The organism is Microbulbifer maximicatervae (SeqCode) (assembly GCF_052468095.1).
The window spans coordinates 1,113,534-1,130,671 of the sequence record NZ_CP174332.1; the positions used below are offsets into that span (position 1 = coordinate 1,113,534).

Genomic DNA, 17,138 nt, shown 5'->3' on the forward strand with positions numbered 1-17,138 from the left:
TAATCTGCACTTTATATTGGTTGAGCAATGGTAACACAGCCTTTATAAGCTGTGTGCTATCTGGCTGGCTGAAATTTCAACATGGTATCCGGTGTTGTAGATCTGCGGTTTTTGCTTTCATCGAGGGGATGGTGTACTTATTGCTGGCCCCACTGGGGTACAATGGATGCCGGCGCGCTATACCAGGTGATGGTATGGTGCCTGTACACTTACTTTTTGCTTCGACCACCTGAGGTTTTTCACGCTTATGGATACACTGGAGAACATCAAGCAGCAGATCGCTGATAACACCATTCTGCTTTATATGAAAGGTAGCCCTAATGCCCCCCAGTGCGGCTTTTCCATGCGGGCCTCCCAGGCGATGATGGCTTGCGGTAAGCGCTTTGCCTACGTTGATATTCTGGCTAACCCGGACATCCGCGCTGAGCTGCCTAAGTACGCGAACTGGCCGACGTTCCCCCAGCTGTGGGTTAAGGGCGAGCTGATCGGTGGCTGTGACATCATTATGGAAATGCATGAGAACGGTGAGCTGAAAACCTTGATTGATGAGGCATCAGCGGAGAGCGAAGGCGAGGATTAATTTCCGCTTTTGCTCCAATATGTCTGCTGCTATAGATGGTAGGCATACTGTAGAAACAAAAAAACCGCAGCGGAAGCTGCGGTTTTTTTATGCCTGTGAGAGGACTTAAGCTACTTGCCAGAGTGGCCGGCTGCAGTTTCCATTTGAGTTTGCAGGTAGTTTTGAATGCCAACTTTGTCGATCAGCTCCAGCTGGGTTTCCAGCCAATCTACATGCTCTTCCTCAGACTCGAGGATTTTCTCCAGCAATTCACGACTGCCGTAATCCCGAACGGACTCGCAATAGGCAATGGCTTCACGCAAGTCGGGAATGGCCTTGGATTCAATTTTCAGGTCGCACTTGAGCATCTCTTCGGTATTTTCGCCGATCAGAAGTTTGCCCAGATGCTGCAGGTTGGGAATACCTTCGAGGAAAAGAATGCGCTCGATCAGCCAATCGGCGTGCTTCATTTCATCGATGGATTCGTGATATTCCTGTTTGCCCAGCTCTTTTAAACCCCAGTTGTCATACATGCGGGCGTGTAGGAAATACTGGTTAATAGCTACCAGTTCATTACCCAGCACTTTATTTAAATGCTCAATTACCTTGGGGTCGCCTTTCATAGCCTGTGCTCCTGAAGCCCTGCCAACTCAATTAGGTTTGCAGAGAGTTCCTATTTGTTAGTCGCTAGAGATTAGTTGATATTTTTAGTTACTAAAGTTTATTAGTCACTAAAGTCTGCGGCTGCCTGATTTACCTAATTTTATTTTAGGATTTCAGCTGCAATCGGGGCCGAGTTTGCGTTGCGATTTGCGGCAAGTCAAGAAAAAAATTTTCTTGTAGAATGCAGGAAAAACAAGGGTTTTAACGCAAATTTAGCCGAAAATAGCAACGAAAATAATTCTCATTTAGGTTGCAGGGCTATATTTCAGCTTTTTAGTTTTTCTCTAATAAAAACTAATTTGTCATTAATGATTTGTTGATCGATTTTGCTTTTTATAAAAACTGAGTTGTCGTCATTCAGGCGCTTTAAATAGTCCTTTAATGCCTGTTTATCTGTTTTCCTATGACAAACCTCAACAAGTGTTTCTAGTGCGTTGAGTAAATGGCACATAAATACACTACTTGATCTGCCGTGTTCGACAATTTCGTCGAGAGAAGCTTGGAGCAGTTGAGAAAACTCAAGCTTACTGCAAATTATTCGCAATTCCCCCGATGAGTCGGTAAAACAATTTGCGGGCTCAGGTCGATATAATACAGTACCAAGCCCCTCAATCAGGCGATCAACGCAGGAATAAGCAGTAAAAGGGTCATTAATGCCTGGAGATAAAGCTCGCACAGCAATTTGTGAAAGCTGCTGGATAGAAAAGACCACATCTTGTTCTGCCGTTGGCTGGGTGCCGATCTGTATTGCAGACTGAATTGCAGGAATTATTCTTTCTGGGTTATTTGCCGGATAAACCTGGCCGATCATCTCCCAGTGATGCAGGTAGCTTCCCGGGTGGCAGTTCAGCTTTAGGCAGCATTGGAAATTCTGGGTTGTACGCGTAATTCTTTGCTTATCGATAAATTGGACGTAACCGCCCTTTGGGGTGGGGATGTCGATCCAACTTGAGCCGAGGTCCAGGCGTTTAGTATCGAATACTTTTTTGTTCGTAGATTCATGGCAATCTGGATATTCACGCTCTATGGCCTGCTGAAACTCGAGATTAATACGGTGGGTAATGTTATCGACCTGAATTGACTGTGCAACATTGTGAATAAAGTAAATAAGGTAGATAACACTGATTAAAGTCAGCACCAAAGCCGTGAGCACGCTAATGCCATAGTTAGCTATTTCGTTTTCCGCTGTGCCAATCGAACGCATAGTGACAATGGCATAGACATAGGTCGCCAGGAAAATCCCGAGGGATATCTGGGTCGCTCGGTCCCGGATAAAATTTCTGATCAAATGGGGGCCGAATTGATTAGAGGCGAGGGAGAGGGCAACCATTGTTATTGAGAATACCGTTCCGGCTACCGTGATAGTGGAGCCAGCAATGACTGACAAAAGGGCTCGAGCATTTTCGATATTACCCAAATCAAACCATTGCAAACTGCCCCGGAATAAAAGGGGAGGAGCAGGAAGCTCTGTGTCCAGGTGAACGGTAAAGGCGCAGAGCGCTAGCGCCGCTAGGATCATAATCAGCGGGACGCTCCAGAAACTGGAGTGGAGGCGTTCATAGAGGTGTATAAGATACTGCTTCATAGATGGAGAAAGGCACGCCAGCGTGCTATCAGCTTAGCCTATGAGCTTTAGAGGGAGCATTCGGGAAGGTAACTTAGTGGTTATAGATTGTGGTTGCCGGGATTCGGGGTCAGCTTGTGAAGTAGAATCGGCGGTAGTTAACTGAGTAGACCATACTCCCGCTCATGGTCTATTCGATAAGCTCATTCGTTTATTCGGCCTCCCGCACAGGGATGAGACCGCCAACTGGTGCCCCAAGGCCCTTACTGAGATAGCACCACCATAGATTATCTCTTTGGTCTGGCGGTCTGCTAAGAACTTACAAATACATATTTCTGGTTCATTTCACTGCACTTGTTGTTGTCAGTGGGCGGTACAAAAATGTATGGATCAGGAATATTGCTATATCTAAATACAATCGTTTTTGTGTGTAGCAGGGAAAACTGAGGCACCATTTTTGAATTTCAGTTGAACCGCGCTAAGCCGTTAAAGGGAAGAGCCTGACTCAACTAGCAGGTGTTGAGTGGAAGCTGAGATATAAGAAGAGGGGAGGCGATCGCCAGGGACACGATCGCAGGTCAAAAGCCAAAATCAGCTGGCGGAGTAGAAGAGGCCGTTGTTGGCAGAGGATACCATCCCACCGCTCATGGTCTCATCGATGATCTCCTTGGTCTGCTCGGCACAGCGTCCACATTGAGAAGAAACGCCCAGCTGGCGTCTCAACGCCTTCACCGAAGTGGAGCCATCATAGATCGCCTCTTTAATCTGGCGGTCAGTTATGCCCTTACAAATACATACATACATGGCGGTGGCTCTGTTCAACTCTTACTCAATAGTAGTCAGGTAGGAATCCTATTGCAATTGAGAATGAGTGTCAATAAGATTCCGGAATGGTCGCATTTTACCCTCTTTGTTTGCTATTTGTACATTTTTGCGGGTAGGTCATCCTATTTTGGGTGTTAGTTCACGCATAGCCGTTCTGCTATCAGCCTGATTTAAAAAATTTATGGGCCTGAAATAAGTGGGTGTGTATCATAGCGGCCCACTATTAATTCCCATTCGATTTATAGCTGTTGCTCATAAATTGAACACTCTACGTATCATCAACAACCCATCATTGGATTGAGGAGGTTTTCATGGCAGTTCTGGTAGGCAAGCCGGCTCCGGATTTCACCGCTGCAGCGGTATTGGGTAACGGCGAGATCGTCGATACTTTTAACCTGAAAGAAGCAATCAAAGGTAAGAAGGCTGTAGTTTTCTTCTACCCGCTGGACTTCACCTTCGTATGTCCTTCTGAGCTGATCGCTTTCGACCACCGTTTCGCTGAGTTTGAAAAGCGCGGTGTTGAGGTAATCGGTGTATCCATCGATTCCCAGTTCTCTCACAACGCATGGCGTAACACCTCCGTCAACGACGGTGGTATCGGCCCGGTTAAGTACACCCTGGTTGCAGACGTTAAGCACGAAATCTGCCAGGCGTACGACGTAGAAGCTGACGCTGGTGTTGCTTTCCGCGGTTCCTTCCTGATCGACGAAGAAGGCAATGTACGTCACCAGGTAGTTAACGATCTGCCGCTGGGCCGTAACGTTGACGAAATGCTGCGCATGGTTGACGCTCTGGCGTTCCACCAGGAGCACGGTGAAGTTTGCCCCGCCGGCTGGCAGGAAGGCGACAAAGGTATGAACGCTTCTCCGGAAGGTGTAGCGGCTTACCTGAGCGAGAACGCTGAGAAGCTGTAAGACGCTTTTTGCGCTGGGGTCTCCGGACCCCAAAAAGAAGAACCGCCGCAAGGCGGTTTTTTTGTTTGTACAAGCCTTGTTGCGCTGACCTGCGCTGATTGGCATGGCCGTCCCCGCGCCGGAGAAAAGTGCAGACTAGAATTCAGCAGTCAGTCCTGCGTGGCGCCTAAATAGAGTTTTTGCCCGCTGGCTGCTAGTCTTATCTGCAACTACCGGATTGCTTTGGCGGCTCGATTTGCTTATGAGACCTGCAATTCTTTCAAATATCGTCTACGTCATGCGCGCCTCTATGGCACGTTTTTTTCTCTTCCTGGTGATTCTGGGGAGTCTGTCCCTGCCTGCGCAAGCGGCTGATATAGACGACAGGGCCAAACAGTTTGGCCGATACTTCAAACAGATGATGGCGGGTAAATCTATACCCGGCGGCGCCTATGTCATCGTGGATGGCAACCGGGTGGTCGCGATGGATACCTATGGCGTCAGGGTCAGGGGTAAATCCGGCAAGGTGGATCAGGACACGGTGTTCCGTCTGGCCTCGGTATCCAAGACCTTCGCTGCCAGTATGGCCACTATGTTGGAGCATGAAGATCGCTTCAAATGGGATGACAAGGTGGTCAACTATGTGCCGGACCTGAGCTTTAAGACGCCTTCACTGTCTCGCCAGCTTCAGGTGGAGCACCTGCTCAGCCATTCCTCGGGCCTGACCCCCAACGCCTACGACAACTACCTTGAGGACAACAAGCCTCTCAGCAAGATATTGCCCAAGTTTGCCAATATCGATCCGCGCTGCACGCCGGGAAAATGCTACGGCTACCAGAATGTGTTGTTCAGCCTTATTGAGGATGTGATTTTTGAGGCGACGGGGGTTTCCTTTGCCAGCCAGCTTAAGAAGCGAATTTTTGTCCCGCTGAAAATGCAGAACGCATCGGTCGGCTGGGAGAGCTTTATGGCCTCCGACAACCGTGCGGCACCCCATATTCAGACAGGCAGCGGCTGGCGCCCGGTAAAAGTGGAGAAGGAATACTACTTTGCTGCACCGGCGGCGGGAGTGAATGCCAGTATTTCCGATATGGCCCAGTGGTTGAAAGCGCAGATGGGCTACTACCCGAAGGTGCTGTCACCGGAAGTGATCGCCGATATGACTACTGAGCGAGTCGCTACGCAGCGCCATATGCGCCATCGTATCTGGAGAGATTACCTGTCTCACGCGGGCTATGGTCTGGGCTGGCGCCTCTATACCATTGGTGACGATCGTATTATTTACCACGGCGGTTGGGTTGCGGGCTTCCGTGCAGCGGTGGCCTATTCGGAAAAGTTGAAAGTGGGTATCGCCATCCTGATGAATGCGGAGTCCCGTGTGATCTCAGATCTCACTGCCAATTTCGTGATCGATATTACCGGTAAAGGTAACCTCGCTACTGCTCAAACCAGTGGAGATCGCTGATCTCCACTGGCAAGTGTGAAGTCCCCCCTTGAAACCTGCTGGCTGATCCCAATATTTGCTCCCTGTTCCGATTGACGTTTACGGGGAGACCGAATAGATGACCGTTGAGGCCCAAAAAGAGAGCCATGGATTCCAGACGGAAGCCAAGCAGCTACTGCACCTGATGATCCACTCGCTCTACTCCAACAAGGAGATTTTCCTGCGCGAGCTGGTATCCAACGCTTCTGATGCCGCCGACAAGCTGCGTTTTGAATCGTTGTCCAAGCCCGAATTACTGGGCGAAGATGCAGACCTGCGTATTCGCATCGAGTTTGACAAGGAAGAAGGCACGCTCACCATTACCGATAATGGTATTGGTATGAGCCGCGATGAAGTTATCGAAAACCTCGGTACTATCGCCCGCTCCGGCACCTCTGCATTTATGCAGCAGCTGACCGGAGATCAGAAAAAAGATGCGCACCTGATCGGCCAGTTCGGTGTGGGCTTTTACTCCGCCTTTATCGTCGCTGACAAAGTGGACGTATTCACTCGTCGCGCCGGTTTGAGTTCCGACCAGGGTGTGCACTGGGAGTGTCACGGTGAAGCGGAATACTCCGTAGAGACTGTTGAATGGCCCCAGCGTGGCACCCGGGTGGTTCTGCACCTGAAAGAAGAAGCGAAAGAGTTTGCCGATAACTGGCGCCTGCGCTCCATCATTAAAAAGTACTCCGATCACATCGCCATTCCGGTGGAAATGCTGAAAGAGGAAATGCCGGCGGCGGAAGAGGGCGAAGAGCCGAAAGAAGAAAAGGCGCCTGAGTTTGAAGCAGTAAACGCTGCCCAGGCCCTGTGGACTCGTCCCCGCTCCGATGTGAAATCTGAGGAGTACAAGGAGTTCTACAAGCATATCTCCCACGATTTCGACGATCCCTTAACCTGGAGCCACAACCGCGTAGAGGGTAAACAGGATTACACCAGCCTGCTATACATCCCTGCGCGCGCACCGTTTGATCTGTACCAGCGCGATGCCGCTCGCGGCCTCAAGCTGTATGTACAGCGCACTTTTATCATGGACGATGCGGAGCAGTTCCTGCCGCTGTACCTGCGTTTCGTGAAAGGTGTTCTGGACTCCAACGATCTGCCGCTGAACGTATCCCGTGAAATCCTGCAAAAAGATCGCAATACCGATGCGATCAAGAGCGCGCTGACGAAGCGTGTTCTGGATATGCTGGATAAATTGGCGAAGAAAGATGGCGATGAATACCAGAAGTTCTGGGATCTGTTCGGCAATGTATTGAAAGAAGGTCCGGCTGAAGATTTCTCCAACAAAGAGAAAATTGCCAAGCTGCTGCGCTTCGCCAGCACCCATACCGATACCGAGAAACAGGATCAATCCCTGGAAGACTATGTGGGTCGCATGAAGGATGGCCAAAAGGCGATCTACTACGTGTGTGCCGACAACTTCGCTACGGCCAAGTCCAGCCCCTACCTGGAAGTATTCCGCAAGAAGGGTATCGAAGTGCTGCTGCTCACCGATCAGGTGGACGAGTGGTTCGTGGGCCATATGAACGAGTTCGACGGCAAGCAGTTCCAGGACGTGGCCAAAGGTGCGCTGGATCTGGGTGAAGCCGAGAGCGACGAAGACAAAGCTGAGCGCGAAAAAGTTGAGCAGGAGTCCGGTGCCCTGGTTGAGCGGGTACAGGAAGTTCTGGAAGGTCGCGTTGAATCCGTACGCGCAACCACTCGTTTGGTGGACTCCCCAGCGTGTCTGGTGGTGAGCGAACAGGATATGGGCCCGCAAATGCGCCGCATCCTGGAACAGGCCGGCCAGGCCCTGCCAGATGCCAAGCCGATCTTTGAAATCAATCCGTCCCACCCACTGGTACAGCGTCTGGACCAGGAGGCGGATGAAGATCGTTTTGCGGACCTCACCAATATCCTGATGGACCAGGCTAATCTGGCTGCCGGTAACCAGTTGGCAGATCCGGCGGATTATGTGCGCCGCCTGAACACGCTGTTGCTGGAAATGCACGGCTAAGTCAGCGCTATTGATTGGTGCTAAGCGATGGCCAGCGGAGTTGTTTTAGACTTTGCTGGTCCGAGAAGCGGCCCCTGCCGGATCGAGCGGTGTTTTATCGGTTGGTCAAGGCAGAGGGCCGTTTTTGCTATTTACTGTGCCGTTTCGCACAATTGGCAGAAGTTTAAAACAAATTGACCCCATTGGGCTCAGCGGGTCATGCCTCTATAATCCGCAAGTCTTATAAGAAGCTTTATCGGTGTGACAATGCAAAAAGAAACTTCCAACCCCCTCGCTATTGCCGTATTGGGCGGCGGCAGTTTCGGAACCGCGATTGCTAACATTGTGGCGGGCAACGGCCACGACACCCGCCAGTGGATGCGCAATGCGGAGACGGCGGCTGAGTGTCGCGACACTCGAGAAAACCATAAATACCTGCCCGGCGTGCCGCTGCACCCGGAATTACAACTTACCAGCGACCTGGAGCAAGCGGTCGATGGTTGCAGTATCGTTTTTGTTGCGATACCCAGTAAGTCCTTTCGCGAGGTGGTAAAAAAAGTAGCCCCGTTGTTGGCGCCGGGCACCATGCTGATCTCCACCACTAAGGGAATCGAGCATGACAACTTCCACTTAATGAGCGATATCCTGCGCGAGGAAACCACCGACATGCGTGTCGGGGTCTTGAGCGGACCAAATTTTGCAAAAGAAATTGTTGCGGGGCACTACACTGCAACGGTGGTGGCCAGTGAAGACGAGGCACTTTGTAAAGCGATTCAATCGGCACTGCACTCGGAGACTTTCCGGGTTTATTCCAGTAGCGATGTGTTTGGAGTAGAGCTTGCCGGTGCGCTAAAAAATATCTACGCGATCATCACTGGTATGGCTGCGGCGCTGGAGCGCGGGCAAAATACCATCAGTTTATTGATCACCCGCTCTCTGGCAGAAATGATGCGTTTTGCCGAAGCGATGGGTGCTGATCCCATGACGTTTATTGGTCTTGCCGGTGTTGGCGACTTGATTTTGACCTGTTCCTCAGACCTCAGCCGAAATTACCGGGTGGGGTATATGGTCGGTAAAGGCAAGCCGCTCGATCAGGCTGTCGCAGAAATCGGTCAGGTGGCCGAAGGTGTGAATACGGTTCGTCTGATTAAACAGAAAGCTGACGAAATGGGTGTCTACATGCCCTTGGTTTCCGCGATTCACGCCATATTATTTGAACAGCGGCCGATTCCTGAGGTGATTCGCAATTTGATGTCGGGCGCACAAACTTTTGATGTGGCCTACTCGGCCAAGCCTTAAATGGAAGCCTCATATGAAAAATGACGATCTAAAGCGCAATCTTACTTCCGGCAACCAGTGGGTGCGCCTTATCTATATGGTGCTGTTTGCAGTGTGCCTTCAGGTTGCCGCGTGGTTACTGATGGCGGTAGTGATACTGCAATTCCTGTTTTCGATTATCAGCGGGAAATCCAACGATAATCTGCGTCGCTTTGGCGATCAGCTCGCCTCCTATGTTTACCAGGCGATCCAGTTCCTGATCTACAACTCCGACGAAAAACCTTTCCCGTTTTCCGAGTGGCCTGAATCTGAAGTAGAGGATTTGTCCGGTTACGAGGGCGCCGAAGATGTTTCTGCAGAAGTGGTTTCTACAGAAGTAAAGCGTGAAAAGGACAAGACTGAAGACGAAGCCGAGGATGCCATTATCCTGGGTAGCTCCGAGCCCGAGAGCAGTGAAAAGCCCGAGCTGGTTGAGGAAAGTGCCGACGACGCCGACAAACCTGTCGACAAGAACTGATCGCTTTTCCTATCGCTAATTTATCCGGTGCCTTATCCGTGGGCACCGGATAAATATCTGCTGCCCTCCCTACGAATATTCCCGCAGATATCAACAAAGTAACAACCTACCCTTGAGGAAGCCCCATGCAGCTGTTTATTTTGCGTCACGGTAAAGCCGAGCCCATGCTCGCTAATGATGCAGAGAGAGCCCTGACAGAGCGCGGGCGCAGGCAGGTTGCACAGGTTTGTAAAAAGCGCGCCGAGGAACTGGCGGCGGTAAAGGCTATTTGGGCCAGCCCATTTGTACGCACCCAGGAAACCGCTGAGATTGCTGCTGCTCAACTGGGACTGCCCGTTATTACCGAACCGCTGCTGATCGGCAATACCCACCCACAGCAACTGCTCGATCATTTGCAAACCCAGGATACCTTTCCACTCCTGCTGGTTAGTCACCAGCCTCTGGTGGGCAGCCTGCTCAATGGCCTCTGTGGCAGCGGTAACGAACACCCGATGGGCACTTCCAGCCTCGCCTGTGTCAGTGCGGATGTATGGGCTAATAGCTGCGCTGACCTGGAGTGGTTGCAGCACGCAGAGTAATTTTTCCGGTCGTGTCTGCCAGTAAATCCCTATTGCGCTGATCACAACTGTCATTGCGGATGTTGTTGGTGGGCCGCACCATTTCACCACCTGTTTTTAGTCACTATCCGGTGGATATCACTTTGGCGACAAATCAAATCACTCCCCGTGAAATCACCCTTGAGTTTGATCACAAGTCGATTGCCGCACGCCAGTGGGGCGATCCGGAGGGAGAGCCGGTAATTGCTCTTCACGGCTGGTTGGATAACTGTGCCACCTTCAGTCGGCTGGCTCCCCTGCTGAGCGGAATTAATCTGGTAGCGATAGATATGCCGGGCCACGGACGCAGCTATCACCGCTCACTCGATGCCAACTACAACATCTGGGAAGAGGCGGAAGATATTTTGGGGGCGGTACACGCGCTGGGCTGGCGCAAGTTCTCCATTGTGGCGCACTCCCGAGGTGCTATCGCAGGGGTGATAACCGCTGGTGCTTTTCCCGATCGGGTAAAGCGCTTGGCACTGATCGATGGCCTGGTACCTCCCTCCACCGAAGATGAAAAGGCTCCGGAGAACCTGGCCAAAGCTATTGCCCAGAGAGCCCGTTACGGCACGCGCAAGCTGCGGGTTTACGGTACCTTCGAAGAGGCTGTCGAAGCGCGCAAGAATGGTATGTTTCCGCTAACTGAGTGGGCTGCGCAGGTATTGACCGAGCGAGGCACCCGGGAAGTGGAGGGAGGTTATATGTGGAGTAATGACCCCCGGCTGATGGCGGCTTCCACAGCCAAGCTCAATGAGCCACAGATTAAAGCTTACTTATCCCGATTGAAGATGCCGGTGCAGCTGGTTCTCGCTGAAGATGGTATCGCAGATATGCTCAAGCGCCTGCGCCCTGTACTGCAAGAGTTTCCGGGTATTGAGGCACGTGAGATTCCCGGAAGCCACCACTTACACCTGGAGGAGAGCGGTGCCCGGGCGATTGCAGAGTGGTTTGGGCCTTTCTTGCACGGTGAAACCGCTTAGAAGGGAACCCGTTTGGAATAGCAGCTGGCATCCATCTCCCGCACCTCTACCGAGACTGCGGGAACTCCTTCGGCAAATTGGCACAGGCTGTTAAAAACCGCCGAGCTCAATGCCTCCCTTTCCCGCGTAGAGCGCCCTTCAAGCAAGCGGATCTCTGCGTGGATAAAGCTGTTGCCATTGTCCCCAGCAATAAACTGATCGTAGGACTTGGCGCGAGTCTTGATATTGTGGGAGGCGAACAAACCGGAACGGTGCATCGCCTCCTGAGCCGAGCTGACCAGTGCAGCGACAGAAATCTTCTCTTCCAGATTTTTCGCATACTCTATGATCAGGTGAGGCATAGCGGTCACTCCTCGGTCAAAGCGGCCCTGGTGGTCGCTGGGTACCTGTGGCGTTTACTGGCGCAGCAGGGAGAGGAACTCGTTGCGTGTGGCCTGGTTGCTGCGGAAAGTACCGAGCATAGCCGAAGTCTTCATCACAGAGTTCTGTTTTTCCACACCGCGCATCATCATGCACATATGCTTGGCTTCGATGATCACGCCGACACCGGCAGCACCGGTAACGTTTTGCAGGGTCTCGGCGATCTCTACGGTCAGCTGCTCCTGGATCTGCAGGCGGCGCGCAAACATATCCACAATGCGTGCTACCTTGGACAGGCCAACGACCTTGCCATTGGGAATATAGGCTACGTGGGCGCGGCCGATAAACGGCAGCAGGTGGTGCTCACACAGGGAGTAGAGTTCGATATCCTTAACCAGCACCATTTCGCTGCAGTCGGACGGGAAGAGCGCGTCGTTGACTACATCTTCCACGGTCTGTTTATAGCCGCGGGTCAGGTATTCCATGGCTTTGGCGGCGCGCTCCGGGGTGTCTTTGAGCCCAGGGCGTTGCGGATCTTCGCCGATTGCTTCAATAATTCGCGCGTAATGTTCGTTCATGCTGCTCTTTCCAACATCTCAGCCCGAAGGGCGGGTGCGCTACCCTAAGCGTTTGTAACCCGAGAGTAAAGATCCACGCGGCCCGAGGAGCTTGTTAGGTGTTATTTGACGACCACTGGCGAAGGCTATTTTGTTAGCAGGGCAGAGGAAGTTGGGCGGAAAAATGGCTTAGGGCCTTTAGGTAGCAGCTGTAAAATGGCCACTTAACCTTACTCGTCGCTTATTTGATGTGAGCAAACTACACTCCCCGGGCATTGATTGGCCCCTCTGTAGTAACAACAGAGGGCACCCGCAGGTGACAGTGGGCCCCGACGAGATACAAAGCACTTAAGGATAGATTGATGATAGAAAGGCGTGAAACAAGCCTCCACGAACTGACCACGGTTTTGGACTATATCCGCTGGGGGACCAGCCGATTCAATGAGGCCGACCTCTACTACGGCCATGGCACCGACAACGCCTGGGACGAGGCCGTTTTACTGGTAACCCACGCCCTGCATCTCCCCCCTTACAGTAAGCCAGAGATACTCCAGGCCCGTTTGACCATGGAGGAGCGCCGCGACGTACTCACTATCCTGGAGCGGCGCTTTAGCGAGCGGGTACCGGCGGCGTACCTGACTAAGGAAGCGCATTTTTGCGATATGACATTTTATGTGGACGAGCGGGTACTGGTACCCCGTTCACCGATTGGCGAGATGATTCGCCACAACTTCCAGCCCTGGCTCAATGTTGAGCCCCTGGCGATTCTGGACCTCTGTTGTGGTAGCGGTTGTATCGGTATCGCCTGTGCCGAGGCCTTCCCGGAAGCGCGTGTCGATGTGAGCGATATTTCCGAGGACGCGATCGAAGTTGCACAGATCAATATCAATCGTCACGAGTTGAACGAACGCGTGCGCGCAGTGCAGTCGGACCTATTTTCCGGCCTGCACGGTATGAGTTACGAGTTGATCGTGTGCAACCCGCCCTATGTCGATGCCCGCGATCTGGCCGAAATGCCCAAGGAATACCACGCTGAGCCGGATATAGCCCTGGGCTCTGGCGATGACGGTCTCGATTTTACCCGTCGCTTGCTGCGCGAGGCTGCCAACCACTTACAGCCCGATGGCCTGCTGATCTGCGAAGTGGGTAATAGCTGGGAAGCCCTGGAAAAAGCCTTCCCGGAGGTGCCGTTTATGTGGCCCGAGTTTGAGGATGGTGGCCACGGTGTTTTTGCCATCAGCCGGGAAGAACTACTCGCCTATCAACCCTACTTCGAAAAGGAATAATTCCTTTTGCCTCCCCGGCAATCTCGGTTGCCGGGTTATGGGTACAAGCCCGGTTCTGCGGACACTTGTGCTTTTTGCCCCAGTCTGCGCACTGGGGCGGGCAGATCATTTATAATGCGCGCCCCTATTATGGGCCATCTTGTTTTACCACCTACTAGCTGGAAAAGTCGTCTATGTCGGGCAATACCTTTGGCAAGTTGTTTTGTGTCACCACCTTTGGCGAAAGCCACGGCCCCGCGCTCGGCTGTATCGTCGATGGATGCCCGCCGGGTCTGGAGATTAGTGAAGAAGAAATTCAGCGAGAGCTGGACCGCCGCAAGCCGGGCACTTCCCGCTATACCACCCAGCGCCGCGAACCCGACCAGGTAAAAATCCTTTCCGGTGTTTTCGAGGGAAAAACCACCGGCACGCCCATTGGCCTGTTGATTGAAAATACCGACCAGCGCTCCAAGGACTACAGCAATATCGCTGAACAGGTAAGGCCAGCCCATGCCGATTTCACCTATTGGCAAAAATACGGCATCCGCGACTACCGTGGGGGTGGCCGATCCTCCGCCCGTGAAACTGCCATGCGGGTTGCCGCCGGGGCCATCGCCAAAAAATGGCTGAAACAAAAATACGGCATTGAAGTGCGCGGTTATCTCTCGCAATTGGGCCCGATTAAAGTACAAAAACTGGATTGGGATCAGGTAGAACAAAACCCCTTCTTTTGCCCGGATGCCGATCGGGTCCCCGACATGGAGACCTATATGCAGGAGCTGATCAAAGAGGGGAACTCCATCGGTGCGCGTATCTCAGTACACGCCAGCGGCGTCCCAGCCGGACTGGGTGAACCTATTTTTGATCGCCTGGATGCAGATCTGGCCCACGGCTTAATGAGTATTAACGCGGTAAAAGGCGTGGAAATTGGAGCTGGCTTTGACAGCGTGGAGCAGAAGGGCACTGAGCACCGAGATGAAATCACTCCAGAAGAGGGGTTCCTGTCGAATAATGCTGGGGGTGTGTTGGGTGGTATTTCCAGTGGCCAGGACGTCATTGCCCATATCGCCCTGAAGCCGACTTCCAGTTTGCGCATTCCCGGCCGCAGCGTTGACCGCTCCGGCAATCCCATTGAAGTCGTTACCAAAGGCCGCCACGACCCCTGTGTTGGTATTCGAGCAACGCCTATCGCCGAAGCCATGATGGCCCTGGTTCTGATCGATCACGCACTGCGCCACCGCGCGCAAAACGGAGATGTAACACCGGGATAATTCGATCGGCTTTTTTCTATTGGATACCGGCGAAAGCCCGGTATCCAATCTCTTCGCTACTAAGATGCAGCCAATAAGCCAAGCCCCTGGGCTTCCCCCACCTTGCTCCCAACAAAATAGTTAGCTCCAGCCTCCTCAATTTTATTAATGTTGCGCAGTCGGTCTGAAGGGCTTAAAACGCCTTTATTTCCCCGATTTACGACATGGGTATAAATTTCAGTAGTACTAACATCCGAATGCCCTAGCAGTTCCTGAATCGTGCGCAGGTCATAACCCGCTTCGAGCAAGTGAGTCGCAAAGCTATGGCGAAATGCATGGCAACGAGCCGGTTTGTTGACTCCCGCTAGCTTGACAGCTATACGAACCTGGCGCGCTAAAGTTGACGCGTGCATATGGTGCCTTCTGTTTTCACCGGAGCGAGGACATTGGCCGATGGTGCTGGAAGGGAAAAGGTATTGCCAAGCCAGTTGTCGGCTTGCACTTGGATACTTTCGTTCCAAAGCGTTAGGTAAATAAACCGAACCAAAACCAGCCAAAAGATCTTGTTGGTGTAATAGGGAAACAGACTCCACCTGCCTATGTAGCTGCACAATTAACCCATTAGGTAATATCGTAGTGCGATCCTTATCCCCCTTACCACCTCGAACAAAAATATTATTGCTGTCGAAGTCTATATCCTTTATACGCAAAGAAAGCAGTTCGGCGCTGCGAAGGCCGCTACCGTACATTAGCTCAACCTGTAATCTGTAGGTGCCTTCAAGGTGATCCAAAATTGCTGATATTTCTCTACGGCTATAAACCACGGGCAAGTACTTTTGTTGTTTTGCCAGTTTAAAGTCCAGAGCCTGAATATCCCTACCTAAGAATCTCTTGTACAGATATATCAAAGCGTTCAGAGCTATTCGCTGTGTATTTGCTGAGCAAAGGCCCTGAACTGCAAGGTGAGAGAGAAACGTCTCAATCTCAACAGCTCCCATATCGTTAGGGTGCTTCTTTTTATTGAAATGAATGAAGCGTTTAATCCAATGGGTGTAAGTTTGCTCTGTTCGGTACGATAGTCCCTGCTTTCGAATATGAAATCGCAGATTGTCCATAAATCGTTCAGGCTTACCTGGGATTTTGTGGCGAATGTCGTCCATGATATTGCCCTTAGACTGTTTTTATATACAGTATTTGCTCTTTTGTCCTGCTGTCAATATCAGAATTCAAGAGAAGCTTCTCCTATTTCTGGAGGTGACGATCTATCTCTTTGATTTTTATAGGGTTGGTAATGTTATAAAGAGCAGAAAAAGCAGGTAGATATATAGCGCCTGCTATATATCTACCTGTTGAGAAATATGCCAAAGTTCTTAACTTTTTGATATTATTGGGTTTTTTAGGTTATCTTGAAAGAAGTGAGTAGAATTATATAGAAGGGTGATATAAAGACGCTTCTTTTGAATTAACTGTTTAAGCATCACGAGGGATCGAGTGGAAATCTACGAAATAATTACAATGACTTTGCTTTCTACCTGGCCGTCTCTTCTGGTTGCGATAGTCGCCGGATACAGCATCTTAAAGCAAAGCTCGTCCTCCTCCGGGTTGTTTATCATTGGCCTCACCATAATGCTACTGCCTAGCATGTTAGCAATTCCTACAATGGAGTGGCTGTGGGCTACTTACCCTGATTCATTATCTAGCTCACCCACTTACACTGCTATTTCCGTAATGTCTTTTGATTTTTTATATTCCGTAGGGCTGGCTATGTGTGCCTATGCATTTTATAAGAGAGGTCATCATGCTTAACAAAGCAAGGCAACACCGCCCACTACGTGGGCTGGACCTACATTCCGCGGCTTCGCCGCTACATTTCGGCCGTTGCTTGCGGCGTTAAGCGATCCCATGAAAGAAATTATGTTTGAAACTGATGCTTTCAATCTTACTGAAGAGAAGGATAAATTTATCAATCCTTGCTGCTTTGGCGAAGATGCTGCTGACTGGTTTAAACCTCAAATGAAATCAGCCGGCATTGAGGTTCTTGATACCTACCAGGAGGATTGGGGCTGGGAAATCAGCTGTTCTTTCAAAGGTAATAAATACTATATAGGCCTTGGTGGCACACCAGAGACTGAGGGTAAGAATAATGGTGAGTGGCGTGTTATGGTCACAAAGCCTCGCTCTATTGTCCAGGTGCTTACGGGAAAAAATAAGCTTTCAGACGAAGAATCAATATTAGGTGTTTTGTCTGGAATCATCACAAAAGCGGGGTTTAGTAATGTGTCCACCTGTAGCGCTTAACAAGGGCCAGCACAATCGCCAAATGCGAAAAACGCATTTGGCTGGACTCGCGAAAAGCGCTCGCCTGTG

17 protein-coding genes are annotated in these 17,138 nt (G+C 51.2%); 11 read left to right on the plus strand and 6 right to left on the minus strand.

Annotated features, from left to right (window positions below):
- Window positions 1-247 precede the first annotated feature (247 nt).
- The gene (gene grxD / locus ACJJIL_RS04805; protein ID WP_282933784.1) at window positions 248-580 is read left to right on the plus strand and encodes a Grx4 family monothiol glutaredoxin; all 333 of its coding nucleotides are present in this window, start codon (window positions 248-250) and stop codon (window positions 578-580) included.
- 110 nt (window positions 581-690) lie between these two features.
- On the opposite strand, the gene bfr is transcribed toward grxD, so the two are convergent.
- From bfr to ACJJIL_RS04820, 3 genes are all read right to left on the minus strand, one after another.
- A complete protein-coding gene (gene bfr / locus ACJJIL_RS04810; protein WP_020412720.1) occupies window positions 691-1,182 on the minus strand; it encodes a bacterioferritin in 492 nt (163 codons plus the stop codon).
- 305 nt (window positions 1,183-1,487) lie between these two features.
- Window positions 1,488-2,807 carry a DUF2254 domain-containing protein gene (locus tag ACJJIL_RS04815; RefSeq protein WP_445361298.1) on the minus strand — a complete coding sequence of 440 codons (1,320 nt, stop codon included), beginning with the start codon at window positions 2,805-2,807 and terminating at the stop codon, window positions 1,488-1,490.
- 570 nt (window positions 2,808-3,377) lie between these two features.
- Window positions 3,378-3,608 carry a bacterioferritin-associated ferredoxin gene (locus ACJJIL_RS04820; RefSeq protein WP_413662956.1) on the minus strand — a complete coding sequence of 77 codons (231 nt, stop codon included), beginning with the start codon at window positions 3,606-3,608 and terminating at the stop codon, window positions 3,378-3,380.
- Between the two features lie 314 nt (window positions 3,609-3,922).
- Between ACJJIL_RS04820 and ACJJIL_RS04825 the strand changes: the two genes are divergently transcribed.
- The 7 genes from ACJJIL_RS04825 to ACJJIL_RS04855 all read left to right on the plus strand — a co-directional run bounded on the left by ACJJIL_RS04825 (window position 3,923) and on the right by ACJJIL_RS04855 (window position 11,339).
- Entirely contained in the window at window positions 3,923-4,525 is a 603-nt protein-coding gene (locus tag ACJJIL_RS04825; protein WP_143730920.1) for a peroxiredoxin, read from the plus strand.
- A 241-nt stretch (window positions 4,526-4,766) separates the two neighbouring features.
- Window positions 4,767-5,969 (plus strand): serine hydrolase domain-containing protein, encoded by a 1,203-nt coding sequence (locus ACJJIL_RS04830; RefSeq protein WP_413662955.1) that lies wholly within the window; start codon window positions 4,767-4,769, stop codon window positions 5,967-5,969.
- A 97-nt stretch (window positions 5,970-6,066) separates the two neighbouring features.
- Complete coding sequence (gene htpG / locus ACJJIL_RS04835) at window positions 6,067-7,986, plus strand: molecular chaperone HtpG (RefSeq protein ID WP_444917916.1); 1,920 nt, start codon at window positions 6,067-6,069, stop codon at window positions 7,984-7,986.
- Window positions 7,987-8,232: 246 nt separating this feature from the next.
- Window positions 8,233-9,264, plus strand: coding sequence for an NAD(P)H-dependent glycerol-3-phosphate dehydrogenase (locus tag ACJJIL_RS04840; protein WP_413662953.1), 1,032 nt, complete (start codon window positions 8,233-8,235; stop codon window positions 9,262-9,264).
- A gap of 13 nt (window positions 9,265-9,277) precedes the next feature.
- Entirely contained in the window at window positions 9,278-9,760 is a 483-nt protein-coding gene (locus ACJJIL_RS04845; protein ID WP_445361299.1) for a DUF4389 domain-containing protein, read from the plus strand.
- A 125-nt stretch (window positions 9,761-9,885) separates the two neighbouring features.
- Window positions 9,886-10,338, plus strand: a complete 453-nt coding sequence (gene sixA, locus ACJJIL_RS04850; protein ID WP_445361300.1) for a phosphohistidine phosphatase SixA — start codon at window positions 9,886-9,888, stop codon at window positions 10,336-10,338.
- Window positions 10,339-10,406: 68 nt separating this feature from the next.
- A complete protein-coding gene (locus ACJJIL_RS04855) occupies window positions 10,407-11,339 on the plus strand; it encodes an alpha/beta fold hydrolase (protein WP_445361301.1) in 933 nt (310 codons plus the stop codon).
- On the opposite strand, the gene ACJJIL_RS04860 is transcribed toward ACJJIL_RS04855, so the two are convergent.
- Window positions 11,336-11,680: a 5-carboxymethyl-2-hydroxymuconate Delta-isomerase gene (locus ACJJIL_RS04860; protein WP_282933776.1), complete on the minus strand. Its 345-nt coding sequence runs from the start codon at window positions 11,678-11,680 to the stop codon at window positions 11,336-11,338. The genes ACJJIL_RS04855 and ACJJIL_RS04860 overlap by 4 nt on opposite strands.
- Window positions 11,681-11,734: 54 nt before the next feature.
- Window positions 11,735-12,277, minus strand: a complete 543-nt coding sequence (folE, locus tag ACJJIL_RS04865) for a GTP cyclohydrolase I FolE (protein ID WP_282933775.1) — start codon at window positions 12,275-12,277, stop codon at window positions 11,735-11,737.
- Window positions 12,278-12,618: 341 nt separating this feature from the next.
- On the opposite strand from folE, the gene prmB reads away from it, so the two are divergent.
- Window positions 12,619-13,542, plus strand: a complete 924-nt coding sequence (prmB, locus tag ACJJIL_RS04870) for a 50S ribosomal protein L3 N(5)-glutamine methyltransferase (RefSeq protein ID WP_444907556.1) — start codon at window positions 12,619-12,621, stop codon at window positions 13,540-13,542.
- A 173-nt stretch (window positions 13,543-13,715) separates the two neighbouring features.
- Window positions 13,716-14,792: a chorismate synthase gene (gene aroC / locus ACJJIL_RS04875; RefSeq protein ID WP_444917914.1), complete on the plus strand. Its 1,077-nt coding sequence runs from the start codon at window positions 13,716-13,718 to the stop codon at window positions 14,790-14,792.
- Window positions 14,793-14,851: 59 nt separating this feature from the next.
- Here the strand turns inward: aroC and ACJJIL_RS04880 are convergent, their stop codons facing one another.
- A complete protein-coding gene (locus tag ACJJIL_RS04880; RefSeq protein ID WP_445355887.1) occupies window positions 14,852-15,931 on the minus strand; it encodes an integron integrase in 1,080 nt (359 codons plus the stop codon).
- A gap of 742 nt (window positions 15,932-16,673) precedes the next feature.
- Between ACJJIL_RS04880 and ACJJIL_RS04885 the strand changes: the two genes are divergently transcribed.
- The gene (locus ACJJIL_RS04885; protein WP_445361302.1) at window positions 16,674-17,069 is read left to right on the plus strand and encodes a hypothetical protein; all 396 of its coding nucleotides are present in this window, start codon (window positions 16,674-16,676) and stop codon (window positions 17,067-17,069) included.
- Window positions 17,070-17,138 lie beyond the last annotated feature (69 nt).